This is a genomic window from Pseudomonas sp. Bout1, assembly GCF_034314165.1.
Classification (GTDB): domain Bacteria; phylum Pseudomonadota; class Gammaproteobacteria; order Pseudomonadales; family Pseudomonadaceae; genus Aquipseudomonas.
The window spans coordinates 6,173,876-6,198,857 of sequence record NZ_JAVIWK010000001.1 but is presented as its reverse complement, the minus strand read 5'-3'; the positions used below and the strand labels follow the sequence as shown (position 1 = coordinate 6,198,857).

The 24,982-nt window shown below is 61.4% G+C and carries 23 protein-coding genes; 7 read left to right on the top strand and 16 right to left on the bottom strand.

What is annotated here, in order from left to right:
- Nucleotides 1–26: 26 nt before the first annotated feature.
- The 5 genes from RGV33_RS28705 to leuS form a co-directional block, all read right to left on the bottom strand.
- Nucleotides 27–1,352, bottom strand: a complete 1,326-nt coding sequence (locus RGV33_RS28705; protein WP_322147708.1) for a lytic murein transglycosylase — start codon at nt 1,350–1,352, stop codon at nt 27–29.
- A gap of 61 nt (nt 1,353–1,413) precedes the next feature.
- Complete coding sequence (arfA, locus tag RGV33_RS28700) at nt 1,414–1,578, bottom strand: alternative ribosome rescue factor ArfA (RefSeq protein WP_003176285.1); 165 nt, start codon at nt 1,576–1,578, stop codon at nt 1,414–1,416.
- Nucleotides 1,579–1,662: 84 nt separating this feature from the next.
- Nucleotides 1,663–2,700, bottom strand: a complete 1,038-nt coding sequence (gene holA / locus RGV33_RS28695) for a DNA polymerase III subunit delta (RefSeq protein ID WP_322147704.1) — start codon at nt 2,698–2,700, stop codon at nt 1,663–1,665.
- A gap of 39 nt (nt 2,701–2,739) precedes the next feature.
- Nucleotides 2,740–3,345: an LPS assembly lipoprotein LptE gene (lptE, locus tag RGV33_RS28690; protein ID WP_322147703.1), complete on the bottom strand. Its 606-nt coding sequence runs from the start codon at nt 3,343–3,345 to the stop codon at nt 2,740–2,742.
- 89 nt (nt 3,346–3,434) lie between these two features.
- Nucleotides 3,435–6,041 (bottom strand): leucine--tRNA ligase, encoded by a 2,607-nt coding sequence (gene leuS / locus RGV33_RS28685; RefSeq protein ID WP_322147701.1) that lies wholly within the window; start codon nt 6,039–6,041, stop codon nt 3,435–3,437.
- A 261-nt stretch (nt 6,042–6,302) separates the two neighbouring features.
- Here leuS and RGV33_RS28680 point away from each other — a divergent pair, with 261 nt between their 5' ends.
- Together RGV33_RS28680 and RGV33_RS28675 are read left to right on the top strand one after the other, a co-directional pair.
- Nucleotides 6,303–6,620: a hypothetical protein gene (locus tag RGV33_RS28680; RefSeq protein WP_322147700.1), complete on the top strand. Its 318-nt coding sequence runs from the start codon at nt 6,303–6,305 to the stop codon at nt 6,618–6,620.
- A gap of 103 nt (nt 6,621–6,723) precedes the next feature.
- Nucleotides 6,724–7,485: a YdcF family protein gene (locus RGV33_RS28675; RefSeq protein WP_322147699.1), complete on the top strand. Its 762-nt coding sequence runs from the start codon at nt 6,724–6,726 to the stop codon at nt 7,483–7,485.
- Nucleotides 7,486–7,620: 135 nt separating this feature from the next.
- Here RGV33_RS28675 and lnt read toward each other — a convergent pair whose 3' ends face one another.
- The 5 genes from lnt to miaB form a co-directional block, all read right to left on the bottom strand.
- Nucleotides 7,621–9,144 (bottom strand): apolipoprotein N-acyltransferase, encoded by a 1,524-nt coding sequence (lnt, locus tag RGV33_RS28670; protein ID WP_322147697.1) that lies wholly within the window; start codon nt 9,142–9,144, stop codon nt 7,621–7,623.
- Between the two features lie 8 nt (nt 9,145–9,152).
- The gene (locus RGV33_RS28665) at nt 9,153–9,992 is read right to left on the bottom strand and encodes an HlyC/CorC family transporter (RefSeq protein ID WP_005791724.1); all 840 of its coding nucleotides are present in this window, start codon (nt 9,990–9,992) and stop codon (nt 9,153–9,155) included.
- Nucleotides 9,993–10,019: 27 nt separating this feature from the next.
- Entirely contained in the window at nt 10,020–10,493 is a 474-nt protein-coding gene (ybeY, locus tag RGV33_RS28660; RefSeq protein WP_322147696.1) for an rRNA maturation RNase YbeY, read from the bottom strand.
- A complete protein-coding gene (locus tag RGV33_RS28655) occupies nt 10,486–11,487 on the bottom strand; it encodes a PhoH family protein (protein WP_076014077.1) in 1,002 nt (333 codons plus the stop codon). Before RGV33_RS28655 ends, ybeY begins: the two co-directional genes overlap by 8 nt.
- Before the next feature lie 237 nt (nt 11,488–11,724).
- The gene (gene miaB / locus RGV33_RS28650; RefSeq protein WP_322147694.1) at nt 11,725–13,053 is read right to left on the bottom strand and encodes a tRNA (N6-isopentenyl adenosine(37)-C2)-methylthiotransferase MiaB; all 1,329 of its coding nucleotides are present in this window, start codon (nt 13,051–13,053) and stop codon (nt 11,725–11,727) included.
- A gap of 132 nt (nt 13,054–13,185) precedes the next feature.
- Between miaB and RGV33_RS28645 the strand changes: the two genes are divergently transcribed.
- Nucleotides 13,186–13,512 (top strand): DUF1820 family protein, encoded by a 327-nt coding sequence (locus RGV33_RS28645; RefSeq protein WP_003215457.1) that lies wholly within the window; start codon nt 13,186–13,188, stop codon nt 13,510–13,512.
- 129 nt (nt 13,513–13,641) lie between these two features.
- Here RGV33_RS28645 and RGV33_RS28640 read toward each other — a convergent pair whose 3' ends face one another.
- The 4 genes from RGV33_RS28640 to RGV33_RS28625 all read right to left on the bottom strand — a co-directional run bounded on the left by RGV33_RS28640 (nt 13,642) and on the right by RGV33_RS28625 (nt 17,169).
- Nucleotides 13,642–14,196: a tetratricopeptide repeat protein gene (locus tag RGV33_RS28640; RefSeq protein WP_017476238.1), complete on the bottom strand. Its 555-nt coding sequence runs from the start codon at nt 14,194–14,196 to the stop codon at nt 13,642–13,644.
- 225 nt (nt 14,197–14,421) lie between these two features.
- A complete protein-coding gene (gene hemL / locus RGV33_RS28635) occupies nt 14,422–15,705 on the bottom strand; it encodes a glutamate-1-semialdehyde 2,1-aminomutase (protein WP_322147692.1) in 1,284 nt (427 codons plus the stop codon).
- 21 nt (nt 15,706–15,726) lie between these two features.
- Complete coding sequence (gene thiE / locus RGV33_RS28630; protein WP_322147691.1) at nt 15,727–16,353, bottom strand: thiamine phosphate synthase; 627 nt, start codon at nt 16,351–16,353, stop codon at nt 15,727–15,729.
- Nucleotides 16,354–16,371: 18 nt separating this feature from the next.
- Complete coding sequence (locus tag RGV33_RS28625) at nt 16,372–17,169, bottom strand: hydroxymethylpyrimidine/phosphomethylpyrimidine kinase (protein ID WP_322147689.1); 798 nt, start codon at nt 17,167–17,169, stop codon at nt 16,372–16,374.
- 286 nt (nt 17,170–17,455) lie between these two features.
- On the opposite strand from RGV33_RS28625, the gene RGV33_RS28620 reads away from it, so the two are divergent.
- The 4 genes from RGV33_RS28620 (at nt 17,456) to RGV33_RS28605 (ending at nt 23,961) form a co-directional block, all read left to right on the top strand.
- Nucleotides 17,456–19,834: a 7TM diverse intracellular signaling domain-containing protein gene (locus RGV33_RS28620; RefSeq protein ID WP_322147688.1), complete on the top strand. Its 2,379-nt coding sequence runs from the start codon at nt 17,456–17,458 to the stop codon at nt 19,832–19,834.
- Between the two features lie 88 nt (nt 19,835–19,922).
- Complete coding sequence (locus RGV33_RS28615; RefSeq protein WP_322147686.1) at nt 19,923–21,575, top strand: acyl-CoA dehydrogenase family protein; 1,653 nt, start codon at nt 19,923–19,925, stop codon at nt 21,573–21,575.
- Between the two features lie 173 nt (nt 21,576–21,748).
- Nucleotides 21,749–23,248, top strand: coding sequence for an AMP nucleosidase (gene amn, locus RGV33_RS28610; protein WP_172834544.1), 1,500 nt, complete (start codon nt 21,749–21,751; stop codon nt 23,246–23,248).
- 71 nt (nt 23,249–23,319) lie between these two features.
- Nucleotides 23,320–23,961 carry a pseudouridine synthase gene (locus tag RGV33_RS28605; RefSeq protein WP_322147684.1) on the top strand — a complete coding sequence of 214 codons (642 nt, stop codon included), beginning with the start codon at nt 23,320–23,322 and terminating at the stop codon, nt 23,959–23,961.
- On the opposite strand, the gene RGV33_RS28600 is transcribed toward RGV33_RS28605, so the two are convergent.
- A complete protein-coding gene (locus RGV33_RS28600) occupies nt 23,956–24,165 on the bottom strand; it encodes a DUF2788 domain-containing protein (RefSeq protein ID WP_322148758.1) in 210 nt (69 codons plus the stop codon). The genes RGV33_RS28605 and RGV33_RS28600 overlap by 6 nt on opposite strands.
- A 187-nt stretch (nt 24,166–24,352) precedes the next feature.
- Nucleotides 24,353–24,832, bottom strand: coding sequence for an Lrp/AsnC family transcriptional regulator (locus tag RGV33_RS28595; RefSeq protein WP_003194418.1), 480 nt, complete (start codon nt 24,830–24,832; stop codon nt 24,353–24,355).
- Between the last annotated feature and the right edge of the window lie 150 nt (nt 24,833–24,982).

The window sequence follows — 24,982 nt, the reverse complement described above, 5'->3', positions numbered from 1 at the left end:
GATGGCGGCAGTCGCCATACAACGATCTAGCGGCTCTGCAACGACTCCAGCAACTTCACCGTCGGATACCCATCCGCCGGCCAGCCCAGCGACTGTTGCGCTGCACGAATCGCCTTGCGGGTATTGGCACCGATGATGCCGTCCGGGTTGCCGGCATCGTAGCCATTGGCGCTGAGTACGGTCTGCAAATCCATCCGCTGTGAGCGCGTCAATGGCAGCTCATCTTTTGGCCAGCTCCCCCGAATCAAGCCGCCGCCACCAAACCTCTCCGACAGCAAGCCAACCGCCAGCGCATAGGACGACGAGTTGTTGTACTTGAGGATCGCGCGGAAGTTGTCCAGCACCAGGAATGCCGGGCCGCGATAGCCGGCGGGCAGCAGCAGGGCGGCGGAAAGCTGGTCTACGTTGGGCGGAACGCTGGCACCAGGCGGCACCTGAATCCCCAGTTTCAACCACTCGCCAACGGTTTTGCGTACGCTGCCATCGGCCAGGGCGTAATCGAAGTTCAGCGGCAGTTGCTGCACCTCAAAGCCCCACGGCTGACCCTTCTGCCAGCCGGAGCTTTGCAGGTAATGCGCAGTTGAGGCGAGGGCGTCGGCCGGGCTGTTCCAGATATCCCGGCGACCGTCACCGTCGAAGTCCACGGCGTGGGTGTTGTAGGTGGTCGGGATAAACTGGGTCTGGCCCATGGCCCCGGCCCAGGAACCTTTCATCTGGTCCGCGGCGATATCGCCATGCTGGATGATCTGCAGCGCCGCCAGCAGTTGCGCCTGGGCGAACGCCGGGCGACGGCCTTCATAGGCCAGGGTCGCCAGCGAGCGGATCACTGAATTGTTGCCCTGGAACTGGCCGAAGTTACTCTCCATGCCCCACACCGAAACCAGCGCCTGGCGGTCGACGCCATAACGGTCCTCAATGCGTTGCAGAATGTCGGCGTACTTCACCAGCAGCGACTGGCCATTGCGCACGCGCAGCGGCGACAGCGCGCCGTCGAGGTATTCCCACACCGGGCGGGAGAATTCCGGCTGGCTGCGGTCGGCGCGGATCACCGCCATGTCGGGCACGACATTGGCAAAAGCGGTGTCGAAAACCTGTGGGGTGATACCGGCCTTCAAGGCGTCCACGCGAAAGCCCGCCTGCCATTCGGCAAAGGTCTGGGTCGGCTGGATATCAAGATTGTCTGCCACCAGTGGCGCAACGACGGCAGGCGCAGCTACCGGTGCAGTCTGGAGCGGGGGCAGGGGTTGGGCATCGGCGGCGGTGGGTTTTTCCGCGCAGGCGACTAACAGAATGAGGCTGGAGGCAGCGATCAGTTGGCGAAGGTGCCAACGACGAGAAAGACTAGAGGGCATGCACAGGTCCAGGGAATACGAATCAGGTACAGACCTTATCATGCCAGAGGGGCACTTGCCTTCAGGCAGCCAGAAAGTAAGAAGCCTCCCAGCTATTAGACTGGAAGGCTTCGCGGCGGTAGCTGCCTTTGCCCTTGCCGGCGCGTTCCTGGCGACTGCGGAACAACGGCTGGGCGATGATGGATTTGGCCTTGTTGGGGCCATGCTTGGATGGCTTTTTGCTCATGATGGGTACTCTTTGGCGGGTTGATGATGCGGTGCGAATCATCGGCCGAAGTTTGGATTCTGTCCAGCCCAGCAATACGTAGGACTATTCAGCAGGTAACGCCAGGCGCTGTCCAGACATCAAAAGTGACAAACGACTCAGGCTCATCCAGGGAGATCCTGCCGCCTGGCCTTTGATCTGCGCGTCAATGCGCTGGGCTTCCAGCAGCAATTGCGCCCAGCGTTGCGCCGAGTGCCGTTGCAGGGCTTTGCTGATCAGCGGCTTGCGCTTGTCCCACACCGGTGGCCGCGCTTGGCTGAACGCCTTGTCCAGGGGGATGCCTTGGCTGTACTGCAGGGCAATGTTGGCCAGCAAGCGTAATTCCCGGGCCAGGGCCCAGAGAATCACGGGCGGCTCGACGCCTTCGCCACGCAGCCCTTCGAGCATGCGCAGGGCGTGGGCGGGTTCACCGTTAAGGATCGCGTCCACCAGGCCAAATACGTCAAAGCGTGCGCTGTCAGCCACGGCGCCTTGTACGGTTTCCACCGTGATCTGGCCGCCTTCTGCCATCAGCTTGAGCTTTTCGATTTCCTGGGCGGCCGCCAGCAGGTTGCCTTCCACCCGCGCTGCAATCAGCTCTATCGCGTCCTGGCTGGCGGTCAGCCCGGATTGCGACAGGCGCTGGCGAATCCACTGGGGCAGTTGGCTGCTGTCCACCGGCCAGATCTGTATGAACTGGGTCTGTGCACCTTCCACCAGCGCCTTGCCCCACTTGGTTTTCTGCGCGCTGCCATCGAGCTTGGGCAGGCTGATCAGCAACAACGTGTCTTCGGCAGGGCGTGCACAGTATTCCATCAGCGCCGCCGCGCCCTTGTCGCCGGGCTTGCCCGAAGGCAGGCGCAGTTCCAGCAGGCGCTTTTCAGCGAACAGCGACATGCTCGCCCCGGCCTGCAGCAGCGTACCCCAGTCGAAACTGGCGTCGGCACTGAACACCTGGCGTTCATCGAAGCCCTGTTGGCGGGCGGCAGTGCGAATCGCGTCCGCCGCTTCCTGGCACAGCAGCGGGTCGTCACCGCTGACGATGTAGACGGGCGCAAGGCTGCCTTGCAGGTGCTTGGCGAGTTGGGCGGGGGCAAGTTTCATAGGCGGGGCGAACGGGGCGCCTGGGGCGCCCCGTCTGGCTTACTCGACAGGGACTTCAGCAGGCGATTGCTTCGGCGTGTTGTCTTCGTACTCTTGCGCAGCTTTCAGCGCATCGGCATCCGCCCTGGCTTTGTTGTCGGCCATTTGCTGCAGTTTATCCAGTTGCTCCGGGGTGATCAGTTGCAGACGCAGAACCATGCGCTGCACCAGTTCGCGACGCATTTCCTTGCGCACCTGGATGACTTCGGAGTCCGAACCCACCAGGTTGTTGCCGTCGTGGCTCACGACTTTTTGCACCTGGATCTTGTCGCCCATCAACGGCAGGTTGTCGTGGCCCTGGATTTCGAAGAAGAGCGTGGTGCTCAGTTCGATGTCCGAAGAGCGTCCGGCACTGGCGTAGCTGAGGTTGCGCTGGTCTTCTTTCTCATCGGCCAGGTTCAGTTTGTAGGCTGCGCCCGAGTAGACCTTGACGCCGCTGCTTTCCAGGACCTGGCGCAGTTGTTGTACGGTCTCACCGTAGGAATTGCGGGCGGTAACGTCCAGTTCCTTGATCGTCAGATCGGTGGTGCCGGTACCACGCAGCTGGAAGCCGCATGCGCTCAGTAGCACGGCAAGGCCCATAACCAGCAGATTGCGTTTGATCATTTTGATGCTCCCCTTGAAACCATGTGGGCCTTATCGAGGCCCTGGAGGTTTTGTTCGGCGCCAGGGTAATGCCCTGGCGCCCGATCCGATTAGCTAGCGACGATATTGACCAGTTTGCCGGGCACCACGATCACTTTGCGGATCGTCAGGCCTTCGGTGAAGCGCAGCACGTTTTCATTGGCACGGGCGGCGGCTTCGACTTCTTCGCGAGTGGCGCTGGCCGGCATGTCGATCTGGCCACGCAGCTTGCCGTTGACCTGAATCACCAGTTGCAGTGTGTCCTGGACCAGGGCGCTGTCATCCTGTACCGGCCAACTGGCATCAATGACGGCGCCGCTGTGGCCCAGGCGGGTCCACAGGTCGTGGCAGATGTGCGGCGTGATCGGAGCCAGCAGCAGGGTGACCGTTTCCAGGCCTTCCTGTACCAGCGCGCGGTCCTGTTCGGTGGCCTGCGGGGCTTTTTCCAGCACGTTCATCAGCGTCATCACCTGGGCGATGGCGGTGTTGAATTTGTGGTGCTGGCCCACGTCCTGGCTGGCGTGCCTGATGGCCAGGTGGGTGCTGCGGCGAATGGCTTTTTGCTCATCGCTCAACGCTGCAACGTCCAGTTTGCCCGGCAAGCCCTCGCTTACATGGGCATGCGCCAGGCGCCAGACGCGCTTGAGGAAGCGGTGCGAGCCTTCTACGCCAGAGTCGGACCATTCGGCGCTCATGTCAGGCGGCGAGGCGAACATCATGAACAGGCGGCAGGTGTCTGCGCCGAACTGGTCGATCATCGACTGTGGGTCGACGCCGTTGTTCTTCGACTTGGCCATCTTCTCGGTGCCGCCGATTTCCACCGCCAGGCCGTCGGATTTCAGCTTGGCACTGATCACTTTGGCCTTGCTGTCACGTTCCAGCTCGACATCGGCCGGGTTGAACCAGGTGTAGGCGCCATTGGCTTCGCGGCGGTAATAAGTCTCGGCAATCACCATGCCCTGGGTCAGCAAATTCTTGAACGGCTCGTCGGAGCTCACCAAGCCTTCGTCACGCATCAGCTTGTGGAAGAAGCGCGCATACAGCAGGTGAAGGATGGCGTGCTCGATGCCGCCGATGTACTGGTCGACCGGCAGCCAGTGGTCGGCCGCGGATTTTTCTACCAGGCCGCCTTCATAGTGCGGCGAGGCGTAGCGGGCGTAATACCACGAGGACTCCACGAAGGTGTCCATGGTGTCGGTTTCGCGCTTGGCCGGGGCGCCGCATTTCGGGCAGGCGCACTCGTAGAATTCGGGCATGCGTGCCAAGGGCGAACCCGCTCCATCCGGCACGACGTCTTCGGGCAGCACCACCGGCAGTTGGTCTTCCGGCACCGGCACGTCACCGCAGGTTTCGCAGTGGATGATAGGGATCGGGCAGCCCCAGTAGCGCTGGCGGCTGATGCCCCAGTCGCGCAGGCGGAACTGGGTGCGCGAGGCACCGAGGTTTTTCTTGATCAGCGCCACTTCAATGGCGTCGAAAGCACCTTCGAAATCCAGGCCGTCGAATGCGCCGGAATTGATCAGCGTGCCGTGTTCGTTGTACGCGTCCTGCCACGGTGCCGGGTTGGTATCACCGGAACTGGTGCGCACCACGGACTTGATCGGCAAGTTGTACTTGGTCGCGAACTCGAAGTCGCGCTCGTCGTGCGCCGGCACAGCCATTACCGCGCCGTCGCCGTAGTGCATCAGTACGTAGTTGGCGACCCACACCGGCAGCTTCTCGCCGGTCAGTGGGTGCTCGACGAACAGCGAGGTCGGCAGGCCTTTTTTCTCCTGGGTAGCGACGTCGGCTTCGGCGACGCTGCCGCCTTTGCATTCGGCGATGAATGCCTGAAGCTCAGGATTGTTCTGCGCAGCCTGGGTAGCCAGCGGGTGTTCGGCGGCCACGGCAACGTAGGTGGCGCCCATCAGGGTGTCGGGGCGGGTGGTGAAGACTTTGAGTACACCCGCTTCGCCGATGGAGTCGACGTTGTAGGGGAACTGCACTTCCATGCCCTTGGATTTGCCGATCCAGTTGCGCTGCATGGTCTTGACCTGTTCAGGCCAGCCCGGCAAATCGTCGAGGCTCGACAAGAGTTCATCCGCGTAGGCGGTGATCTTGAAGTAGTACATCGGGATTTCGCGTTTTTCGATCAGCGCACCGGAGCGCCAGCCGCGGCCGTCGATCACTTGTTCGTTGGCCAGTACGGTCTGGTCCACCGGGTCCCAGTTCACGGTGCCGCTCTTTTTGTAGATCACGCCTTTTTCGAACAGGCGAGTGAACAGCCATTGTTCCCAGCGGTAGTAATCAGGCTTGCAGGTGGTGACCTCGCGGGACCAGTCCACGGCCAGGCCCAGGCTGCGCAGCTGGGTCTTCATGTAGGCGATGTTTTCGTAGGTCCACTTGGCGGGCGCTACGTTGTTCTTCATCGCGGCGTTTTCTGCCGGCATGCCGAAGGCGTCCCAACCCATGGGTTGCAGGACGTTCTTGCCCAGCATGCGCTGGTAGCGGGAGATGACGTCGCCGATGGTGTAGTTGCGCACATGCCCCATGTGTAGCTTGCCGCTGGGGTAAGGGAACATCGATAGGCAATAGAAAGTCTCCTTGCCTGGCTGTTCACTGACTTCAAAGGACTTTTGCTCATCCCAGAACGACTGGGCGGCATTTTCTATTTCACGGGGCTGATATTGTTCGTGCATGGCTACTTTTGAACTGAATAGGGGTGGCCTAATCCTCTTCGGTGCAACGTTCAGGTTGATCGACACCAAAAAGCGGCGCGTCCGTGCCCAAACCCTGCGGGAAGTGGAGTTACAGGAAGCGCCGTAGCATACATGACCCCACTCTATCGAGGGAAACCCTGATTGCGCCGCCGAGGCCGTTGGTCGCGGCGTCAGGCAGGCAGGGCCAGCAGGACTACGCTGTTTAGTGGGGAGTGAGTCTTATCTTCAATGAGGTGAGGGATGGTTGATTCGCAGCTAACTTTAACGAAACCGCAGGTGTACGAAGGACTGATCGACCGTTTGGGTCGAGCACTGGATGCAGCAAAAACCGCAGGCCGATTGTGTGATGAGCGGCCTTTGGAGTTGGAACTGCGTGGCTTGAGCCAGGCAGAGCTGGAAGTGATCAGGGTGTATCTGGAGTTAAACGAGCATCGCGCGTCCCATGGCATGGCCTCCCCGCCAGCCCAGGAGCTTTCGCGCTCGGCCAAGGTGGTATGGCTCAAGGATTTGTCGGCCGGTCGCAGCCCGGAAAAACTCCGGTCCGTGCGTTTCAAGTGAAGTACCGCGTCAGTTATCTATAGCCTTCTGAGCGTCTGTTCCTGTAAAGATTGTGGCTAAACCACGTTACACCTTAGGCTTCGGGCATCTTTGGAGATGCCCGATGCCTATTCGTTACTTCATTAAACAATTGTTGCTGCCGCCCGGCATTTTATTGCTGTTGCTGGCGCTTGCCTGGTGGTTTCGTCGCAGCCGGCCGCGCCTGGCGGCGGTGTGCTTTGCACTGGGGTTCGGCGGGATGTGGTTGATGAGCCTGCCAGTGGTGGTGCAGTGGGGGGCAAAGGTCCTGGAGACTGAGCCGCCCTTGGCGCGTAACGAGTGGGCGAATCTGGCGCAGCAGGCCGATGCCATCGTGGTGTTGGGTTCGGGGCGTGAGCGGGGTGATCCGGCTTGGGGCTCCGATCAGCCGACGGGTGTCGGTCTGGAACGCCAACGTTATGCGGCCCGATTGGCCAAGGCTTCGGGCTTGCCGGTGTTGACCACCGGTGGCTTGCACTACGGTACGCCGCCCAGCGAGGCGGAGTTGATGGCGGTGTCGATGCAGGATGACTTTGGCGTGAGCGTGCGCTGGAAGGAAGAGCGCAGCCGTACTACCTGGGAAAACGCGCAGATGAGTGCCGAGATTCTGTTGCCGCAGGGCATCAAGCGCGTGGTCGTCGTGACTCAGGCCTGGCACATGCCGCGTTCGCGCTGGAGCTTCGAAAGGGCCGGGTTTACGGTAGTGTCGGCGCCGGTGGGGTTTCTTGGTTTAGATAATGCGCGGCCGCTGGGTGGCTGGATGCCGGAATTCAAATCGGTATGGCAGAGCGGGCAGTTGCTGAATGAAGCGGTAGGGCAGGTCGGTTATCGGTTGTTTTACAGGTAGCACCGCAGGGCAAATGTGGGAGCTGGCTTCTGTGGGAGCCGGGCTGCCCGCGATGCAGGCACCTCGGTGTGTCAGTTACACCGAGGTGATGCTATCGCAGGCAAGCCAGCTCCCACATTTATTCGAGTATGCCGGTTAAACCGTCTTGGACATCCGGCCCGCCAACAGCGCCCAGCCAAACAGGCCAAGGCACAGGATGATCAACGGCCACGAGCGCCATTCCAGGTACGGCGTGAGGTTGTGCATCGGCACCACTTCGCCGTAGAGGATCCCGCGTTCAAACTGCGGGATCTGCACGGTGATCTGCCCGTAGGGGTTGATCAGGCCGGTGACGCCGTTGTTGGTGGCGCGAATCATCCAGCGGCCGGCTTCCAGGGCGCGCATCTGGGCCATCTGCAAATGCTGCAGCGGGCCGATGGACCGGCCGAACCACGTGTCGTTGCTGATGGTCAGCAACAAATCGCTGCGGGCCGACAGGCTGGCAGCGAACTCCGGGTACACCACTTCATAGCAAATGAACGGCGCAATCTGATAGCCCTTGGCTTGCAGCAAGGCCTGGTCGGCTGGGCCGCGGGCGAAGTCCGACATCGGCAGGTCAAAGAATGCAATCAAGCCGCGCAACATGTCCTGCAGCGGCACGTACTCGCCAAACGGCACCAGCTTCTGCTTCAGGTAGGTGCCGTCGCCTTCGCCCACCACGGTGATGCCATTGAAGAAGCGCTTCTGGTGATGCACTTCCTGGCGAATCGGTACGCCGGTGATCAGTGCAGTGTGCCGGTCGGCGGCGAACTTGCCCATCATGCCCAGATAACCTTCGACGGATTCCTTGAGCACCGGCACCGCGGTCTCCGGCCATACCAGCAGGTCTACGGGCTTTGAGCTGAAGCTCATGTCGCGGTACAGCGCGAGCTGCGCATTGAGCTGCTCGGGGTCCCACTTCATGCTTTGTTCCACGTTGCCCTGGATGGCCGCCACGGTCAGCGGTGGGCCGGAGGGAGTGGTCCAGGCGTGATGCTTGAGCGCCAGGCCGATGGCCCATGGCGCCACCAACAGCAGCAAGCCAGCACCGATGAACAGGTTGCGCTTGCCCGCGAGCAGGCGCGGCAGGTTGCAGATCAGGGCGGCGGTCAGTGCCAGGGCAAAGGAAATCAGCCACATGCCACCCAGCGGCGCGAGGCCGGTGAGCGGGCCGTCGAGCTGGCTGTAACCGGAGTAGAGCCAGGGGAAGCCGGTGAGGAACCAGCCACGAAACGCTTCCTGGCCAACCCACAATGCCGCGAAGGCCAGCGCATCAGCCAATGGCGCTTCATTGCGCCGCAGCCAGCGCGCCCAGAGCCAGGCAGGCAGGGCAAAGAACCAGGCAATGGCAGCGGTAAATACCAGCATCAGCATGCCCGCCAGCAGCACCGAGGCGCCGCCGAAGTGGTGGATGCTGTAGTAGATCCAGCTGGTGCCGGCGCCAAACAGGCCGAAACCGAAGCACCAGCCACGGCCCAAGGCCTGGCGTGGTGTCAGCTCGCGCAATCCCGCATAAAAGAACCCGACCGCCACCAGCGCAAACGGCCAGAAGTCGAACGGCGCCAGCGCCAGGGTGGTGATGGCGCCGGCTACCACGGCCAGCAGGTTACCGGGCCAGCCGGGTGCGGTCAGACGGCGCATATCAATCCTTAGCGAGCAATGGGTGTCAGGCGGATCAAATGGATTCTACGGCTGTCGGCATTCAGGATGCGAAAGCGATAGGCGCCGATTTCCGTGGTCTCGTTGCGCTTGGGCAGATGGCCGAACGCACTCATGACCAGGCCGCCGACGGTGTCGAACTCATCGTCGGAGAATTCGCTGTCGAAGAACTCGTTGAAGTTCTCGATCGGCGTCAGGGCCTTGACCAGGAAGTCACCGCTGGGCAGCGGTTTGATGTAGCTGTCTTCTTCAACGTCGTGTTCGTCTTCGATGTCGCCGACGATCTGTTCCAGCACGTCTTCGATGGTCACCAAGCCGGCCACACCGCCGTATTCGTCAATCACGATGGCCATGTGGTTGTGGTTCGCACGAAATTCGCGCAGCAGCACATTCAGGCGCTTGGATTCGGGGACGAAGGTGGCAGGACGCAGCAGGTCCTTGATGTTGAAGCTGTCGCCGTTCTCCTTGAGGATCAGCGGCAGCAGGTCCTTGGCCAGCAGGACGCCCATGACGTCGTCATGGCTTTCGCCGATCACCGGGTAGCGCGAGTGCGCCGAGTCGATGACGGCCGGGAGGAATTCCCGAGGGGTCTGGGTCGCCTTGATGCTGATCATCTGCGAGCGCGGAACCATGATGTCCCGTACTTGCAGGTCAGCCACCTGGATGGCGCCTTCGACGATGGCCAGCGCTTCGCTGTCCAGCAACTTGTTCTGATGTGCCTCGCGCAGCAGCTCCAACAGCTCCTGGCGGTTTTTCGGCTCGTGGGCAAAGGCCTGGGTGAGTTTCCCCAGCCATGACTTTTGCCCGTTGCTCGATCGGTCTTCGCTCATAGCGATTACTCTAAATCCTTTGTTGTTTCAGTTAGGTGTAGTTGCAATTTCGTCGTCTGCATACGGGTCACGATGACCCAGTTCTGCAAGCAACGTTCGTTCCAGTGCTTCCATTTCTTCGGCTTCGTCATCGTCTATATGGTCGTAACCCAAGAGATGCAAGCAGCCGTGGATGACTAGATGGGCCCAATGGGCCTCAAGTTCCTTGCCCTGCTCCTTTGCTTCACGCTCGACCACCTCGACGCAGATCACCAGGTCGCCCAGCAATGGGATATCCAGTAGCTCGTCGGGTACGTCGGCGGGAAACGACAGCACGTTGGTCGCGTAGTCTTTTTGGCGCCAGGTGTGATTCAGTTCACGGCCTTCGGGCTCATCCACCAGGCGAATGGTCAGTTCCGAGTCGGCGGTGCGCTGGCGCAGGGCCAGGGTGCACCATTGGCGCAACTGTTCTTCGCTGGGGGCGGGCGCTTCGGTGGCCAGTTGCAGGTCAAGCTCAAGCATCGCGGCGGGTGTCCTTGGCCGGCTGGTCGTCGCGGTGTTCGAAGCGCTCGTAGGCTTCGACAATGCGCTGCACCAGCGGGTGACGTACCACGTCTTTGGGCATGAAATGCGTGAAGCTGATCCCCGGCACGTCCTTGAGCACGTCGATCACCTGGGCCAGGCCCGACTTGGTGCCCTTGGGCAGGTCGACCTGGGTGACGTCGCCGGTGATCACGGCCGTGGAGCCGAAGCCGATCCGGGTCAGGAACATTTTCATCTGCTCGACGGTGGTGTTCTGGCTTTCGTCGAGGATGATGAAGCTGTTGTTCAGCGTACGGCCGCGCATGTAGGCCAGCGGGGCGATCTCGATCACCTGGCGCTCGATCAGCTTGGCCACGTATTCGAAGCCGAGCATCTCGTAGAGCGCGTCGTAGAGCGGGCGCAGGTACGGGTCGATCTTCTGGGCCAGGTCACCAGGCAAAAAGCCGAGTTTCTCGCCGGCCTCTACCGCCGGGCGCACCAGCAGGATGCGTCGCACCTGCTCGCGCTCCAGGGCGTCGACCGCACAGGCCACGGCCAGGTAGGTCTTGCCGGTACCCGCCGGGCCGATGCCGAAGTTGATGTCGTTGCCCAGGATCTCTTTGACGTAGCGCTGCTGATTCAGGCCGCGAGGGCGAATCATGCCTTTTTTGGTGCGCAACGCGACGCTGGCTTCGGCCACCGGGTTATTGGCAAGGTCTTGCACCGCAGATTCCTGCAGGTACAGGTGCACCGTTTCCGGCGACAGCTCGCTACCTTTGGTTTCCCGGTAGAGGCGGCGCAGAAGGTTTTCTGCCGAGGTGGTGTGTTCGGGTTCACCAATGAGCTCGAACTGATTGCCGCGGTTGCGGATCTCGATGCTCAGGCGTTGTTCGATCAGGCGCAGGTGCTCGTCGAACTGTCCGCACAGATTGGCGAAACGGCGAGCCTCAAAGGGCTCGAGAAGGAAACGATGTGGTTCTATGGGTGCGTTCAAGGTCGCTTTTAGCCGCCCTGGGGCAATTAAGATGAAATCAAGGATAACGCCAGTGGCGCGGGTACGAAAGCACTTATATGGCCTGGGCCCGCTCTCAAGAACAACGGGGATCTACTGTGGGAGCTGGCTTGCCTGCGATGGGGCCGGCACGGCCGAAATATATGCTGCCTGTTATATCGCAATCGCAGGCAAGCCAGCTCCCACATTTGATCTTCATTTGCCTTGAAACCCGGGGTCTCAGTTAATCAGCGAGCCGCGCAGCGAGTGCGGTTGCGCCGCGTCGATGTGCACGTCGGCGAACTGCCCGATCAGCGTCGGATTATCGCAGCGGAAGTTGACGATCCGGTTGTTCTCGGTGCGGCCCTGCAATTCGCCAGGGTCCTTTTTCGAGTAGTCGGTGACCAGGATGCGCTGGGTCGAGCCCACCATCTGTCGGCTGATCTCGAAACCCTGCTGGTTGAGGCGATGTTGCAGCGCGTTCAAACGCTCTTTCTTCAACGCTTCCGGAGTCTCGTCGAGCAGGTCGGCCGCCGGGGTGCCTGGTCGCTGGCTGTAGACGAACGAGTAGGAGAAGTCGAAACCGACGTCTTCAATCAGCTTCATGGTCTGCTGGAAATCTTTCTCGGTTTCCCCGGGGAAGCCGACGATAAAGTCCGAGCTGATGCATATGCCCGGTACCGCTGCACGCAATTTGCGCAGTTTGGATTTGTATTCCAGGGCCGTGTGGTTGCGCTTCATCGCCGAGAGAATGCGGTCCGAACCCGATTGCACCGGCAAGTGCAGGTGCTTGACCAACTCCGGCACGTCGGCGTGGGCCTGGATCAGGCTGTCGGAAAACTCCAGCGGGTGCGAGGTGGTGTAGCGAATCCGCTCGATGCCATCGACAGCGGCGACGACACGGATCAACTCCGCGAGGTCGGCCAGGCGCCCGTCGTGGGTCTGGCCGCGATAGCCGTTGACGTTCTGCCCCAGCAGGGTCACTTCACGCACGCCGTTCTCGGCCAGGTGGATGATTTCTGCCAGCACGTCGTCGAACGGGCGGCTGACCTCTTCGCCGCGGGTGTACGGCACCACACAGAAGGTGCAGTACTTGCTGCAGCCTTCCATCACCGACACATACGCGCTCGGGCCGTCGATGCGCGGCTCGGGCAGGTGGTCGAATTTTTCGATTTCCGGGAACGAGACGTCGACCTGCGGCAGCTTGGTGAGGCGTGCGGCGTCGATCATTTCCGGCAGGCGGTGCAGGGTTTGCGGGCCGAAGACCACGTCCACATAGGGTGCGCGGTCGCGAATGGCAGCGCCTTCCTGGCTGGCCACGCAACCGCCCACAGCGATCACCATGTCCGGGTTGGCCAGCTTCAATTCGCGCCAGCGGCCCAACTGCGAGTAGACCCGGTCTTGGGCCCGCTCGCGGATCGAGCAGGTATTGAGCAGGATCACGTCGGCGTCTTCAGCGCGGGCGGTGACTTCCAGGGCCTGATGTTCACCCAGCAGATCGACCATGCGCGAGCTGTCGTACTCGTTCATCTGGCAACCGTGGGTTTCGATGTAAAGCTTCTTGGCCATGGGGATCGTCAACTGGTGGTAAAGAACCGCGCATTATAGGGGGCATGCCGATAGGTTCCTAGCACTGTGCATCGGACGCCATGCTATAGTTCGCGCCCTCTTTTATATCCCCCGATGTGTTACCCGCCCACCATGACCAAACGTGAAGCTCCAATCTACAAGGTGATTTTCCTTAACCAGGGCCAGGTGTTCGAAATGTACGCCAAGCAGATCTATCAAAGTGATCTGTGGGGCTTCCTGGAAGTGGAAGAGTTCGTCTTTGGCGAGCGCACACAGTTGGTCGTCGACCCGGGCGAGGAAAAACTCAAGGCACAGTTCGAAGGCGTGGTGCGCAGTTTTGTGCCGATGCATTCGATTGTGCGCATCGATGAGGTCGAGCGCCTGGGCACGCCGAAAATCAGCGAGGCCCGGGGCATGAGCAATGTCATGCCGTTTCCGATGCCGATGCCAGAGAAGTAAGGCTCAAGACCGCGTCGACCCCTTCGCGAGCAAGCCCGCTCCCACGCTCGACCGAGTTCCACCTTTGGAATGCAGTTGAATGTGGGAGCGAGCTTGCTCGCGAAGGCGGCAGTAAAGGCGCTACAAAACTCAGGGCAGTGGCGAAAATGGCGAGCTGCCATCTGCGCTCTGCAGTTCCTGCAGGTAGTTGCGGAAAATCTGCCCCAGTACCTGAGTCGCCACTTCCAGTTCGTCGCGTTGCATGTGTTCGGCCACTTCATCGGCCGTGTCCAGCGCGTCTTCGGCGCCATTGACCGCCGCCATTTTCAGCACGATATACGCCTGAACGTTATTGGCCGGTACGCCTTCGCCGTGGAAAAACATGGTGCCCAGCTGGAATTGCGCCTGGGCGTGGCCCTGCAACGAGGCTTTCTCGAAGTAGCTCAAGGCCTTGTTGAGGTCGCGTGCGGGGTTTTTACTGTCGTAGAAGTACTCGCCCAACTCGTATTGCGCCTGCGCATCCCCGCCGTCGGCCTGCTTCTGGCACGCGCTCAGGGCTTCGGCCTGGCTTTCTGGCTGGGTATTGAGGGTGCAACGACCCATCGCTGGGATTAACAACGAGTTGCCGCCTGCCTGGGCAAACGCCAGCAGTGGCTGAAGGAGCAACAGGCAGCCCAGAACCAGGGTGCGGCCGGTGCGTTTCATGGGAATCGACTTACCTCTGACGGGGCGCGGGACCCACGGGGGGATCCAATAAGCGCGCATTATGAAATAAGCAGGCACCTGCTTACAAAGTCTTTACTCGTTTTTCTGCTGCGTGGGCAAGTTATCTGCCGGATTGCAGGTGAATTCTCGAAAAAAGACGGAAATGTCTGTAAGCAAAGTAGCAAATCTGACGCCGCCAGGGGCGACGGCAGATTTTTGAGCCACTTATTTCAAGGCGGCGAAGGCGCGTTCAGCGGCGTCCAGTGTCAGCTTCAGCTCGGCATCACCATGGGCGATCGAGGTGAACCCGGCTTCAAAGGCGCTCGGTGCCAGGTACACACCGCCGTCCAGCATCAAGTGGAAGAAGCGCTTGAACAGGTCGGCATCGCTGCCCATCACGTCGTCGAAGGTGACGATGTCGTCGGCGCCGCTGAAGTACAGGCCGAACATGCCGCCCGCTTGCGTGGTGACGAACGGAATACCGGCGGCATCGGCGCGCTGTTGCAGGCCGTCCAGCAGGCGGGTGGTGTAGTCGGTCAGCTCGGCGTGGAAGCCCGGGCGGCTGATCAGGCGCAGGGTGGTCAGGCCGGCGGCCATGGCCAGCGGGTTACCCGAGAGCGTGCCCGCCTGGTACACCGGGCCCAGCGGTGCGATGTGTTGCATGATTTCGCGCTTGCCGCCGAAGCAGCCCACCGGCATACCGCCGCCGATGATCTTGCCGAAGGTGCTCAGGTCTGGCGTTACGCCATAGTGAGCCTGGGCGCCGCCGAGGGCCACCCGGAAACCGGTCATCACTTCATCAAAAATCAGTACCACGCCGTGCTTGTCACACTGTTCGCGCAGGCCTTCCAGAAAGCCCGGCGCCGGCGGTACGCAGTTCATGTTGCCGGCCACTGGCTCGACGATAATGCAGGCCACTTCCTGGCCGACTTCGTTGAGCATCTGCTCGACGGCGGCGATGTCGTTGAACGGCAGGGTCAGGGTGTGTTTGGCAAACGCGGCCGGCACACCGGCAGAGCTCGGTACGCCCTGGGTCAGGGCGCCGGAACCGGCCTTGACCAGCAGGCTGTCGGAGTGGCCGTGGTAGCAGCCTTCGAACTTGATGATGCTGTCGCGGCCAGTGAAGCCACGGGCCAGGCGGATCGCACTCATGGTGGCTTCGGTGCCGGAGCTGACCATCCGCACCATCTCCATGGACGGCACGATGGAGCACACCAGGTCGGCCATCTCGGTTTCCATGGCGGTGGGGGCGCCATACGACAAGCCGTGTTGCAGTTGCTGACGCACCGCGTCCAGCACGTCCGGGTGGCTGTGGCCGAGGATCATCGGGCCCCACGAACCCACGTAGTCGACGTAGCGCTTGTCATCTTCGTCGGTGACGTAGGCGCCCTCGGCATGCTTGAAGAACAACGGCGTGCCGCCAACGCTCTTGAACGCTCGCACGGGGGAGTTCACACCGCCGGGGATGTGTTTTTGGGCATTGGCAAACAGGGTTTCGGAACGGGACATGATCGGGCTCTCTGAAATCGATTATTGAGGCTTGAGCAATTCGTTGAAGGCGCGGGCGCGGCGGGTGACTTCTGCCGTGCTGTCGGCGCCAAACAGGCCGTGGACCACGGCCAGCAGGTCGGCGCCATGGGCCACCAGCGGCTCGGCGTTTTCCAGGGTGATGCCGCCGATCACGCAGATCGGCAGGTGTAGGCGCGCGCGGGCCTGGGCCAGCAGTTCAACGGTGGCTGCCGGGGCACCGGGCTTGGTGTTGGAATTGAAGAAGCGGCCGAAGGCGACATAGCTGGCGCCCTCTTTGGCGGCCTGCTCGGCCAGTTCGATCTGGCTGTGGCAGGTGGAACCGATGATCGCCTTGGAACCCAACAGCGCGCGCGCCGGGGTCAACGGGCCGTCGGTCTGGCCCAGGTGCACGCCGACGCCGAGGCGCGCGGCCAGTTCAGCGTCATCGTTGATGATCAATTGCGTCTTGTAGCGCGAGCACAGCTCCCGCAGTTTTTCGGCTTCCCGCAGGCGGCGCGCTTCGTCGCTGCTTTTATCGCGGTATTGCAGCAGGGTCACGCCACCGTCCAACGCCGCTTCGACGTAGGCCAGGAATTTGCCGGCCAACAGTTGGCTGTCGGTAATGGCATACAGGCCACGTAGTTTCATCGGGCAGGCCTCTTGGTGTTACGAGCAGAAATCCAGCGGCAGACGACGAGGCACAAATTGCCCCTGGCCGAGTTGTTCAGCGTCACGCAGGGTGCGCCAAGTGTAGTTGAGGGCCGATTGCACCGCGCTCACCAAGCCTTCGGCTTGTGCCAGCCGACCGGCCAGCGCGCTGGCCAGGGTGCAGCCGGAGCCGTGATAGCTGCCGGGCAAGCGCTGGCAGGTAAAGGTCTGGTGTGTGCCATCACGGTTGTAGAGGCGGTTATGCACCTCGTGTTCGTCGCCATGGCCGCCGGTGATCAGCAGGTGCTTGATAAAAGGCAGCAGTTTCGCAGCGCATTCGTCTGCCGTGCCTTCGGGCAGTTCGGCGAGGATGCGCGCTTCGGGCAGGTTGGGCGTGGCAATCAGCGACAGCGGCAACAGCCGCTCGCGCATCGCGTAGCCGACTTCATCCTTGCCCAGGCTACCGCCGCCACCGGCGCGCAGCACCGGGTCGCAGACCACTGGCAAATGCGGGTGCGCCTTGAGCAGTTCGACCACGGTGTCGACCATCTCCAGGGAACCGAGCATGCCCAGTTTCACCGCCGCAACCTGCGAGTCGCCGAGCACGGCGTTGGCCTGGGCCAGAACCCACTCGCGGTCCAGTACGCGGAAATCGCTGACGTTGACGGTGTTCTGCACAGTCAGCGCGGTGACGGCCGGGGCCGCATGACAACCCTGGGCGAGCAGGGCTTCGATATCTGCCTGCAAGCCGGCGCCACCACTGGGATCATGGCCGGAGAGACAGAGGACAACGGGGCGAGAGCTGTAGATATTCATGGTGCGCGAGCTTACCACCAAACGCTTTTTGGGTGGCTGTTGGGAGGTGGTTGAATTTTTAGTGGATGAGCCGGCATAAATAGCTATTTGCTATCATCGAAAAATACAGGCCAAATGCTCTGTAACACCTGCTCTAGAGCCTTTCAAAAAATTATTTCAATGGTGTCTTTTGGCCTGTAATGGCTATGCTAGAGTGGATCCAAACCAATAACTGTATCGCCGGTTTACGTCTGCTCAAAAGGAATGGAGGCTTTTGACATAACCGGACAGGCCACGCTGGGGCTCTATGCGCTATTTGCTGATGTTACTGATGACCGGGCTGCCGATGCTGGCCGGCGCAGTCGAGTTCAACGAAGCCACCACGCGGTTGCCCCTGGGCCAAGTGATGCAAGTGCTTGAAGACCCAAGTGGCGCCCTGACGATTGGCGATATCAGCTCGCCGGTGCTCGCCAGTCGCTTCAAGACCCATGACAAGGCCACCCTGAATGCCGGCTATTCGCGCTCGGTGTTCTGGCTCAAGGTCGACCTGCATTACCGTGCACAGCGCCCGGACGCACCGCGCCGCTGGCTGCTGGAACTGGCCTACCCGCCGCTGAACCAACTGGAGCTGTACCAGCCCGACAGCGTCGGTAACTATCGACTGGTCTCGCGCACCGGCAGCAGCCTGCCGTTTTCCAGCCGCGAAATTCGCCAGAGCAACTACCTGTTCAAGCTCGACTTCGTCCCCGGCCAGCAGCAAACCCTGTACCTGCGCCTGCAAAGCCAAGGTTCGATCCAGGCGCCGCTGACCCTCTGGTCCACCACCGCGTATCTTGAAGAACAACCGTTGCGCCTCTATGTGCTGGGTGTGATCTACGGTGTGTTGCTCGGCATGCTGGTCTACAACCTGTTCATCTATGTGAGCGTGCGCGACACCAGCTACCTGTATTACATCCTCTATATTGCCTCGTTCGGCCTGTATCAACTCTCGGTCAACGGCGTGGCCGTGCAGTACTTCTGGCCCAATAACCCGTGGTGGGCGAATGCGGCGGTACCGTTCTTGATCGGTTCGGCGGCGCTGTTCGGCAGCCTGTTTGCGCGCAGCTTCCTGCACACCGCGCTTTACAGTCGCTGGATCAACCGGCTGTTGTGGGTGCTGGCGTTCAGTGGCGCGGCGGTGATGGTGTTGGCGCTGTTCACCAGCTATGCGCTGGCGCTGCGCCTGGCTACTGGCTTGGCGCTGGTATTTACCGTGACCATCTTCGTCGCGGCCATCAAGGCCTGGTACTGCGGCCAACGGATGGCGCGTTACTTCATCATTGCCTGGACCGCATTCCTGTTGGGCGGCGTGGTGAATACGATGATGGTGCTGGGCTACCTGCCCAATGTGTTCCTCACGATGTACGCCAGCCAGATCGGTTCGGCACTTGAAGTGGCCTTGTTGTCCCTGGCCCTGGCCGACCGGATCAATTCGATGCGCGAGCAACAGGTGCAGATCCAGCTGGATGCCAGCCAGAAGCTGGAAGTGCTCAACACGCAACTGGCCCACAGCAACCAGCTCAAGGACGAATTTCTCGCCACCCTGACCCACGAGCTGCGCACGCCGATGAACGGCGTGATCGGTTCCCTGGAGTTGATGCAGACCGAGCCGCTGCAAGGCGAGCTTGCGCAGTACCACCAGACCGCCGCCGGCTCGGCCCGCGAGATGATGCGCATGGTCAACGGCATCCTCACCCTCACCGAATTGCAAGCCGGGCGCCTTAGCCCGCAACCCCAGGAGTTCAGCCTGCGTGGGTTGCTCGACACCTTGCGCCAGCAGTTCGCGGCGAGCGCCCAGAGCAAAGGCCTGGAGTTTTCGATTGATCTGGCGGATGAGCTACCAGAGCGCATTGATGGTGATCGCGACAAGCTGGCGCAATGCCTGGATTGCCTGTTGGACAATGCCTTCAAATTCACTCACGAAGGCTCGGTTCGTGTGCGGGTAGTTGGCGTGCCCCACGCCGACGGGACGTTGCGCCTGACCTTTATTGTGACCGACACCGGCATCGGGTTCGCCTACCTCGATGAGGCGACCCTGTATCAGCGTTTCTTCCAGCTCGATGGCTCGACCACCCGTCGATACGGCGGCATGGGCATCGGCCTGGCCATCTGCCGGCAACTGATCGAGCTGCTTGGCGGCCGCCTGACCCACAATTCCGAGCCACGGCGCGGCAGCCGTTTTCAGCTGGAGCTTGGCGTCAGACCGATTCCGGCAGCGCCTGCGCCCGTACGCCGAGTACCGCGGGTACAACGCACTCCTCAGGAGTGCACGCTGCTATTGGTGGACGACAATAGCGTGGCGCAACTGGTGGTGCGCGGCATGTTGCTCAAGCTCGGTTACCGCGTAAAAACCATCGACAACGGGCCTGCCGCCCTGGCGCTGTTGCAGCGCGAAACATTTGATGCGGTGCTACTGGATGTACCAGAAGGCGGGTTCTCGCTGTGCTGCCAGATTCGTGCGTTGCCGGACTGTGGCGAATTGCCGGTGATCGCCTTGAGCACCTCGTTGCAGGCGCCGGAACGTGAGGGCTGCCACGGCGTGGGTGTTACCGACCGATTGGCCAAGCCCGTGCGCTTCGACGCGTTGCAATGGGTGCTGCAACTGCGGGTGTTGCATCAGGTTGAGGGTGAAAGCGCCGCCAATTAGGCGTTTATGCCACTTTTTTAACCACGGTGGCGGTGCTTAACTGAAATTAAGGCCTCAATGAACGTGGCCTTTTTTCAGGAGGCCCGTCATGAACCTGCATCAGTTTGCCGAAACCCACGACGTCACCAACCAGCCGCCGTCGCTTGATGGTGCCAACCTGTACCGTATCGATTTGCCGCTGCAAGACTGGTCGCGGCGCTTTGGCGCTGGCTGGGCTGAACAGCGCATCGACACCTATGGCGCGCTGGCGGGCGGGCCGCTGATGGAAGCGGGTTTTTTGGCCAACCAGAACAAGCCGGTATTTAACAGCCATGACCGTTTTGGCCATCGCATCGACCTGGTGGAGTTTCACCCGGCCTACCACGAGCTGATGCGCACCGCCGTCGAACATGGCTTGCCGTCGTTGCCGTGGGCTCATCCGCAATCCGGCGCCCATGTGGCTCGCGCGGCGATGACCTACCTGCACAGCCAGGCCGAAGCCGGTACCGGCTGCCCGTTGACCATGACCTTCGCCTGCGTGCCGGCCCTGCGTTTGCAGCCGGACCTGGCTGAAACCTGGCTGCCGAAAATCCTCGCCACCGAATACGACCCGCGCAACGTCGGCATCGCCCACAAGGCCGGCGCCACCATTGGTATGGCCATGACCGAGAAACAGGGCGGCACCGACGTGCGTGCCAACACCACCCGCGCGTACCCGGTGGGCGCCGGAGGCCCGGGCCAGGCGTATGAACTGGTGGGGCACAAGTGGTTCTGTTCGGCGCCGATGTGCGATGGTTTCCTGACCCTGGCCCAGACCGACAAGGGTCTGACCTGTTTCCTGCTGCCCCGGCACCGCCCGGATGACACCCGCAACGAGTTCTACATCCAGCGCCTGAAAAACAAACTGGGCAATTGCTCCAATGCCTCCAGCGAAGTGGAGTTTCGTGGCGCGCTGGCCTGGATGATCGGTGAAGAAGGGCGTGGCGTACCAACCATTATCGAAATGGTGGCCATGACCCGTTTCGATTGCATGGTCGGCTCCAGCGCCCTGATGCGCCAGGCGCTGACCCAAGCCAGTCACCATTGCGCCCATCGCCTGGTAGGCGGCCGTGTGCTCAGTGAACAACCCCTGATGCAAAACGTGCTGGCCGACCTGGCCCTGGAAAGCGAGGCGTCCCTGGCCTTGAGCATGCGCATGGGCCGCGCGTTGGACCATCTGGATAATGAACAGGAAGCCAAATTCGCCCGGCTGGTAACGGCGGTGGGCAAGTATTGGATCTGCAAGCGCGCCCCGGCGATGATCAATGAGGCCGCCGAGTGCATGGGCGGTGCGGGGTATGTCGAAGACAGCATCCTGCCGCGTCTGTACCGTGAGGCGCCGGTCAACTCGACGTGGGAAGGTTCCGGCAATGTGCAGTGCCTGGATGTGCTGCGGGCCTTGTCGAAAGAGCCGGGCGTGTTGGAGGCGTTGTTTGTCGAGTTGGGGGATGGCCACGGTCACAAGCACCTGGCGCGGCACATCGAGCAGTTGAAGTCAGCGTTTATGGACACCCAGGACATCCAATACCGTGCCCGGCAACTGACCGAGGACATTGCCGTGGCATTGCAGGCCAAGCTGTTGCTGGAGGCGGGCAATGCCAGCGTCAGTGACGGTTTTATCGCCAGCCGGCTGGGCGGGTCGTCGGGTCGGGCGTATGGCACCTTACCGCGAGGTGTGGATGTGGAGGCCATTGTTGCCCGGTCGACACCGCTGTTTTCCTGAATAAACGCGGTCAAAAATGTGGGAGCTGGCTTGGCTGCGATAGCGGTGGGCCAGCTGGCATCAATGCAATAGGCAGACCGCCATCGCAGGCAAGCCAGCTCCCACAGGGAATGCAGGGTTCTTGCAGGCGCATTCCAATTCCGGTGTTCCAGTGCGCCAGGGATACAGGCAAGATGAAGGCCTGCAAGTCAGAACACAGGATGCTTACCGTGACCGAAGCTTTTGTTGTCGTTCAAACCGCCGAAGAAGCCGTGGATCGGCTGGCGGCTCTCCATGAGCGTGCTACCGGCGCGCTCAATCAAGCCCTCAAGCGCTACCTCAAAGACCGCGTCGAACCCGATGCCGAACAACGCGCGATGTTTCGCTACCCGGAACTTCGCCTGACCTACCTGGTGCAGGGCGAAGTCCCACAGACCACGCGGGCGTACGCCAAGGTCCAGTTGCCGGGGACCTACAGCGTCACCGTCACTCATCCGTCAGCCTTCCGCAAATACCTGCTGGAGCAACTGGTGCCGTTGATGCACGACTTCACCGTGACGGTGGAAGTGGGCGTCAGCCAGCAGAATATTCCTTACCCGTACGTGGTTGAGCAGGGCGACGAACTCGCCGGCTCCGGTGTGACCGCCGCCACGCTGGCGCGGGTATTTCCGAGTACCGACCTGTCGGCTGCCACCGATGGCATCGCCGATGGTCTCTACGACTGGGAAAACACCGATCCGCTGCCATTGGCACTGTTCGACGCCGCCCGCGTCGACTTCTCCCTGCGCCGCCTAGTGCACTACACCGGCAGCGACTGGCGCCATGTGCAGCCGTGGATCCTGCTGACCAACTACCACCGCTACGTTGACCAGTTCATCGTGCATGGCCTGGAACAGCTGCGCAGTGACCCGCGCTTTATTCGCATGGTGCTGCCGGGCAATGTGATCATCGACAAGAGCATGGACCACGGCGAAGCGTCTGCCATCGCCGCAGGCGTGGTCTGGCACCGTTACCAGATGCCGGCCTACCACTTGCAGGCCAGCGACGGCCACGGTGTGACCTTGGTGAACATCGGCGTGGGCCCGTCCAACGCCAAGAACATCACTGATCACCTGGCCGTATTGCGCCCGCATTGCTGGCTGATGATTGGCCACTGCGGCGGCTTGCGCCAGTCCCAGACCATAGGCGACTACGTGCTGGCTCACGCGTACATGCGTCGCGACGGGATTCTTGACCGCGTGGTGCCGCCGAACATCCCGATCCCGGCCCTGGCCGAAGTGCAGATGGCCTTGCAGCAGGCAGCGGCCAATGTCACCGGCGAGAAGGGCGAAGAGCTGAAAAAACGCCTGCGCACCGGCACCGTGTTGACCTACGACGACCGCAACTGGGAACTGCGCTGGGCTCAGGAACGGCCGCTGATCAACCTGTCCCGCGCTGTGGCGGTGGACATGGAAAGCGGCACCATCGCCGCCCAGGGCTACCGCCTGCGGGTGCCGTACGGCACGCTGCTGTGTGTGTCGGACAAACCGTTGCACAGCGAGATCAAGTTGCCGGGTTCGGCCAACGCCTTCTATGAGCGTGCGGTCAGCCAGCACTTGAAGATCGGTATCGAGGCGGTGGACCTGTTGCGCACCGAACTCAACTCGCTGCACTCGCGCAAACTGCGCAGCTTCGACGAGCCGCCGTTCCGCTAAACGGTTGGGATGGTTATTTAACGGTCAGGCCACTAGCATTGTCGGTCCTGACCGTTAGATGTTCCTTTGCCATGTCCCGTCCTGCCCGTCCCGCTTCCCACCGCCCTGGTGTGAAAAGTCCGCAAACCTCGTCAGCCCCGCGTCGTGTCGCCAAGGCGCCACCGGCCGAGCCCAAGTTGATCCTGTTCAATAAACCCTTCGATGTGCTGACCCAGTTCAGCGACGAAGGCGGGCGGGCGACTCTCAAGGATTTCATCGACATCCCCGGTATCTACCCGGCCGGGCGCCTGGACCGTGACAGTGAAGGTTTGTTGCTACTGACCAACGACGGCCAGTTGCAGGCGCGCATCGCCGACCCCAAGCACAAGCTGGCGAAAACCTACTGGGTGCAGGTGGAAGGCGAGCCGACCGAGGAGCAGCTGCAACGCCTGCGCGATGGTGTGCAACTCAACGACGGCATGACCCTGCCCGCCGAAGCCCGGCAACTGGACGAGCCGCAACTGTGGCCGCGCAACCCGCCGGTGCGGTTTCGCAAAAGCGTGCCGACCCACTGGCTGGAACTGGTGATTCGTGAAGGGCGTAACCGCCAGGTGCGGCGCATGACCGCGGCAGTGGGCTTGCCGACGCTGCGGCTGGTGCGGGTACGCATTGGTGACTGGTCGATCGACGGCCTCGACCAGGGCCAATGGAAGGAAGTGCCGGCGCGCTTATAAGGCGCCGGACTCGATCAGGCCGATTACCACACTCTTGATGATAAACGCAGCGACGCCCAGGCCCAGCACGAAGAACAGGATCATCGAGCCGAAGCGCCCGGCCTTGGATTTCTTCGCCAGGTCCCAGACGATAAAGCCCATGAAAATGATCAGGAGGCTGACCAGACCGGTCATCATCCATTCTTCAAACACGGCAGGATCAATCGAGTTCATCGGGTCGTTTCCGGCTGGGGCAGGGCGCCGATTATACGCCAGGGCAATCGGCGCGACATTGACCTGCGTCGGTCTGTGGGCGCTGGCTTGCCTGCGATTGCATCACCTCGGTGTCTCTGCAAGACCGAGTCGTTTGCCTCGCAGGCAAGCCAGCTCCCACATTTGTTCGGCGCTAGCCTTAAGTACGCAGGTGGGTCAGCGGCAATTCGGTGCTGTTGAGTACCTGGTTCAGCACAAAGCTTGAGCGCACGCTGGTGACGCCTTCGATGCGGGTCAGGTGGCCCAGCAGCAGTTTCTGATAGTGGTCCATGTCTGGCACCACCACTTTCAGTTGATAGTCAGCGTCCATCCCGGTCACCAAACTGCACTCCAGTACTTGCGGCAAGGTGCGGATGGCCGCTTCGAAATTCTCGAAACGCTCGGGGGTGTGTCGGTCCATGCCGATCAGCACGTACGCCGTGAGACTCAGGCCGAGCATCTTGCGGTCGAGCAAGGCAACCTGGCGGGCAATGTAGCCGTCGTCTTCCAATTGCTTGACCCGGCGCGAGCACGGCGAAGGCGACAGGCCGATGCGCTCGGCCAACTCCTGGTTGGAGATCCTCGCGTCGCGCTGCAATTCTGCCAAAATACTCAGGTCGTATCGGTCAAGCTTGCTCATGGGGCTGGCCTTTGTCGTAACTATTGCGGCGAATTATCTATCCAGGGTTAAAAATTGCGCAAGCACTGTTTATTGACGCAATCTTCGCAATCCTCTGCCCGAGGCCGGGGCGTAAAGTTATCAACAGAATCACCGCCCGGACATACAGTC

Coding starts and splice junctions, on each gene's coding strand:
- RGV33_RS28705 (WP_322147708.1), bottom strand. CDS start 1,352: ATGCCCTCTAGTCTTTCTCGTCGTTGGCACCTTCGCCAACTGATCGCT.
- arfA (WP_003176285.1), bottom strand. CDS start 1,578: ATGAGCAAAAAGCCATCCAAGCATGGCCCCAACAAGGCCAAATCCATC.
- holA (WP_322147704.1), bottom strand. CDS start 2,700: ATGAAACTTGCCCCCGCCCAACTCGCCAAGCACCTGCAAGGCAGCCTT.
- lptE (WP_322147703.1), bottom strand. CDS start 3,345: ATGATCAAACGCAATCTGCTGGTTATGGGCCTTGCCGTGCTACTGAGC.
- leuS (WP_322147701.1), bottom strand. CDS start 6,041: ATGCACGAACAATATCAGCCCCGTGAAATAGAAAATGCCGCCCAGTCG.
- RGV33_RS28680 (WP_322147700.1), top strand. CDS start 6,303: ATGGTTGATTCGCAGCTAACTTTAACGAAACCGCAGGTGTACGAAGGA.
- RGV33_RS28675 (WP_322147699.1), top strand. CDS start 6,724: ATGCCTATTCGTTACTTCATTAAACAATTGTTGCTGCCGCCCGGCATT.
- lnt (WP_322147697.1), bottom strand. CDS start 9,144: ATGCGCCGTCTGACCGCACCCGGCTGGCCCGGTAACCTGCTGGCCGTG.
- RGV33_RS28665 (WP_005791724.1), bottom strand. CDS start 9,992: ATGAGCGAAGACCGATCGAGCAACGGGCAAAAGTCATGGCTGGGGAAA.
- ybeY (WP_322147696.1), bottom strand. CDS start 10,493: ATGCTTGAGCTTGACCTGCAACTGGCCACCGAAGCGCCCGCCCCCAGC.
- miaB (WP_322147694.1), bottom strand. CDS start 13,053: ATGGCCAAGAAGCTTTACATCGAAACCCACGGTTGCCAGATGAACGAG.
- RGV33_RS28645 (WP_003215457.1), top strand. CDS start 13,186: ATGACCAAACGTGAAGCTCCAATCTACAAGGTGATTTTCCTTAACCAG.
- RGV33_RS28640 (WP_017476238.1), bottom strand. CDS start 14,196: ATGAAACGCACCGGCCGCACCCTGGTTCTGGGCTGCCTGTTGCTCCTT.
- hemL (WP_322147692.1), bottom strand. CDS start 15,705: ATGTCCCGTTCCGAAACCCTGTTTGCCAATGCCCAAAAACACATCCCC.
- thiE (WP_322147691.1), bottom strand. CDS start 16,353: ATGAAACTACGTGGCCTGTATGCCATTACCGACAGCCAACTGTTGGCC.
- RGV33_RS28625 (WP_322147689.1), bottom strand. CDS start 17,169: ATGAATATCTACAGCTCTCGCCCCGTTGTCCTCTGTCTCTCCGGCCAT.
- RGV33_RS28620 (WP_322147688.1), top strand. CDS start 17,456: ATGCGCTATTTGCTGATGTTACTGATGACCGGGCTGCCGATGCTGGCC.
- RGV33_RS28615 (WP_322147686.1), top strand. CDS start 19,923: ATGAACCTGCATCAGTTTGCCGAAACCCACGACGTCACCAACCAGCCG.
- amn (WP_172834544.1), top strand. CDS start 21,749: ATGAAGGCCTGCAAGTCAGAACACAGGATGCTTACCGTGACCGAAGCT.
- RGV33_RS28605 (WP_322147684.1), top strand. CDS start 23,320: ATGTCCCGTCCTGCCCGTCCCGCTTCCCACCGCCCTGGTGTGAAAAGT.
- RGV33_RS28595 (WP_003194418.1), bottom strand. CDS start 24,832: ATGAGCAAGCTTGACCGATACGACCTGAGTATTTTGGCAGAATTGCAG.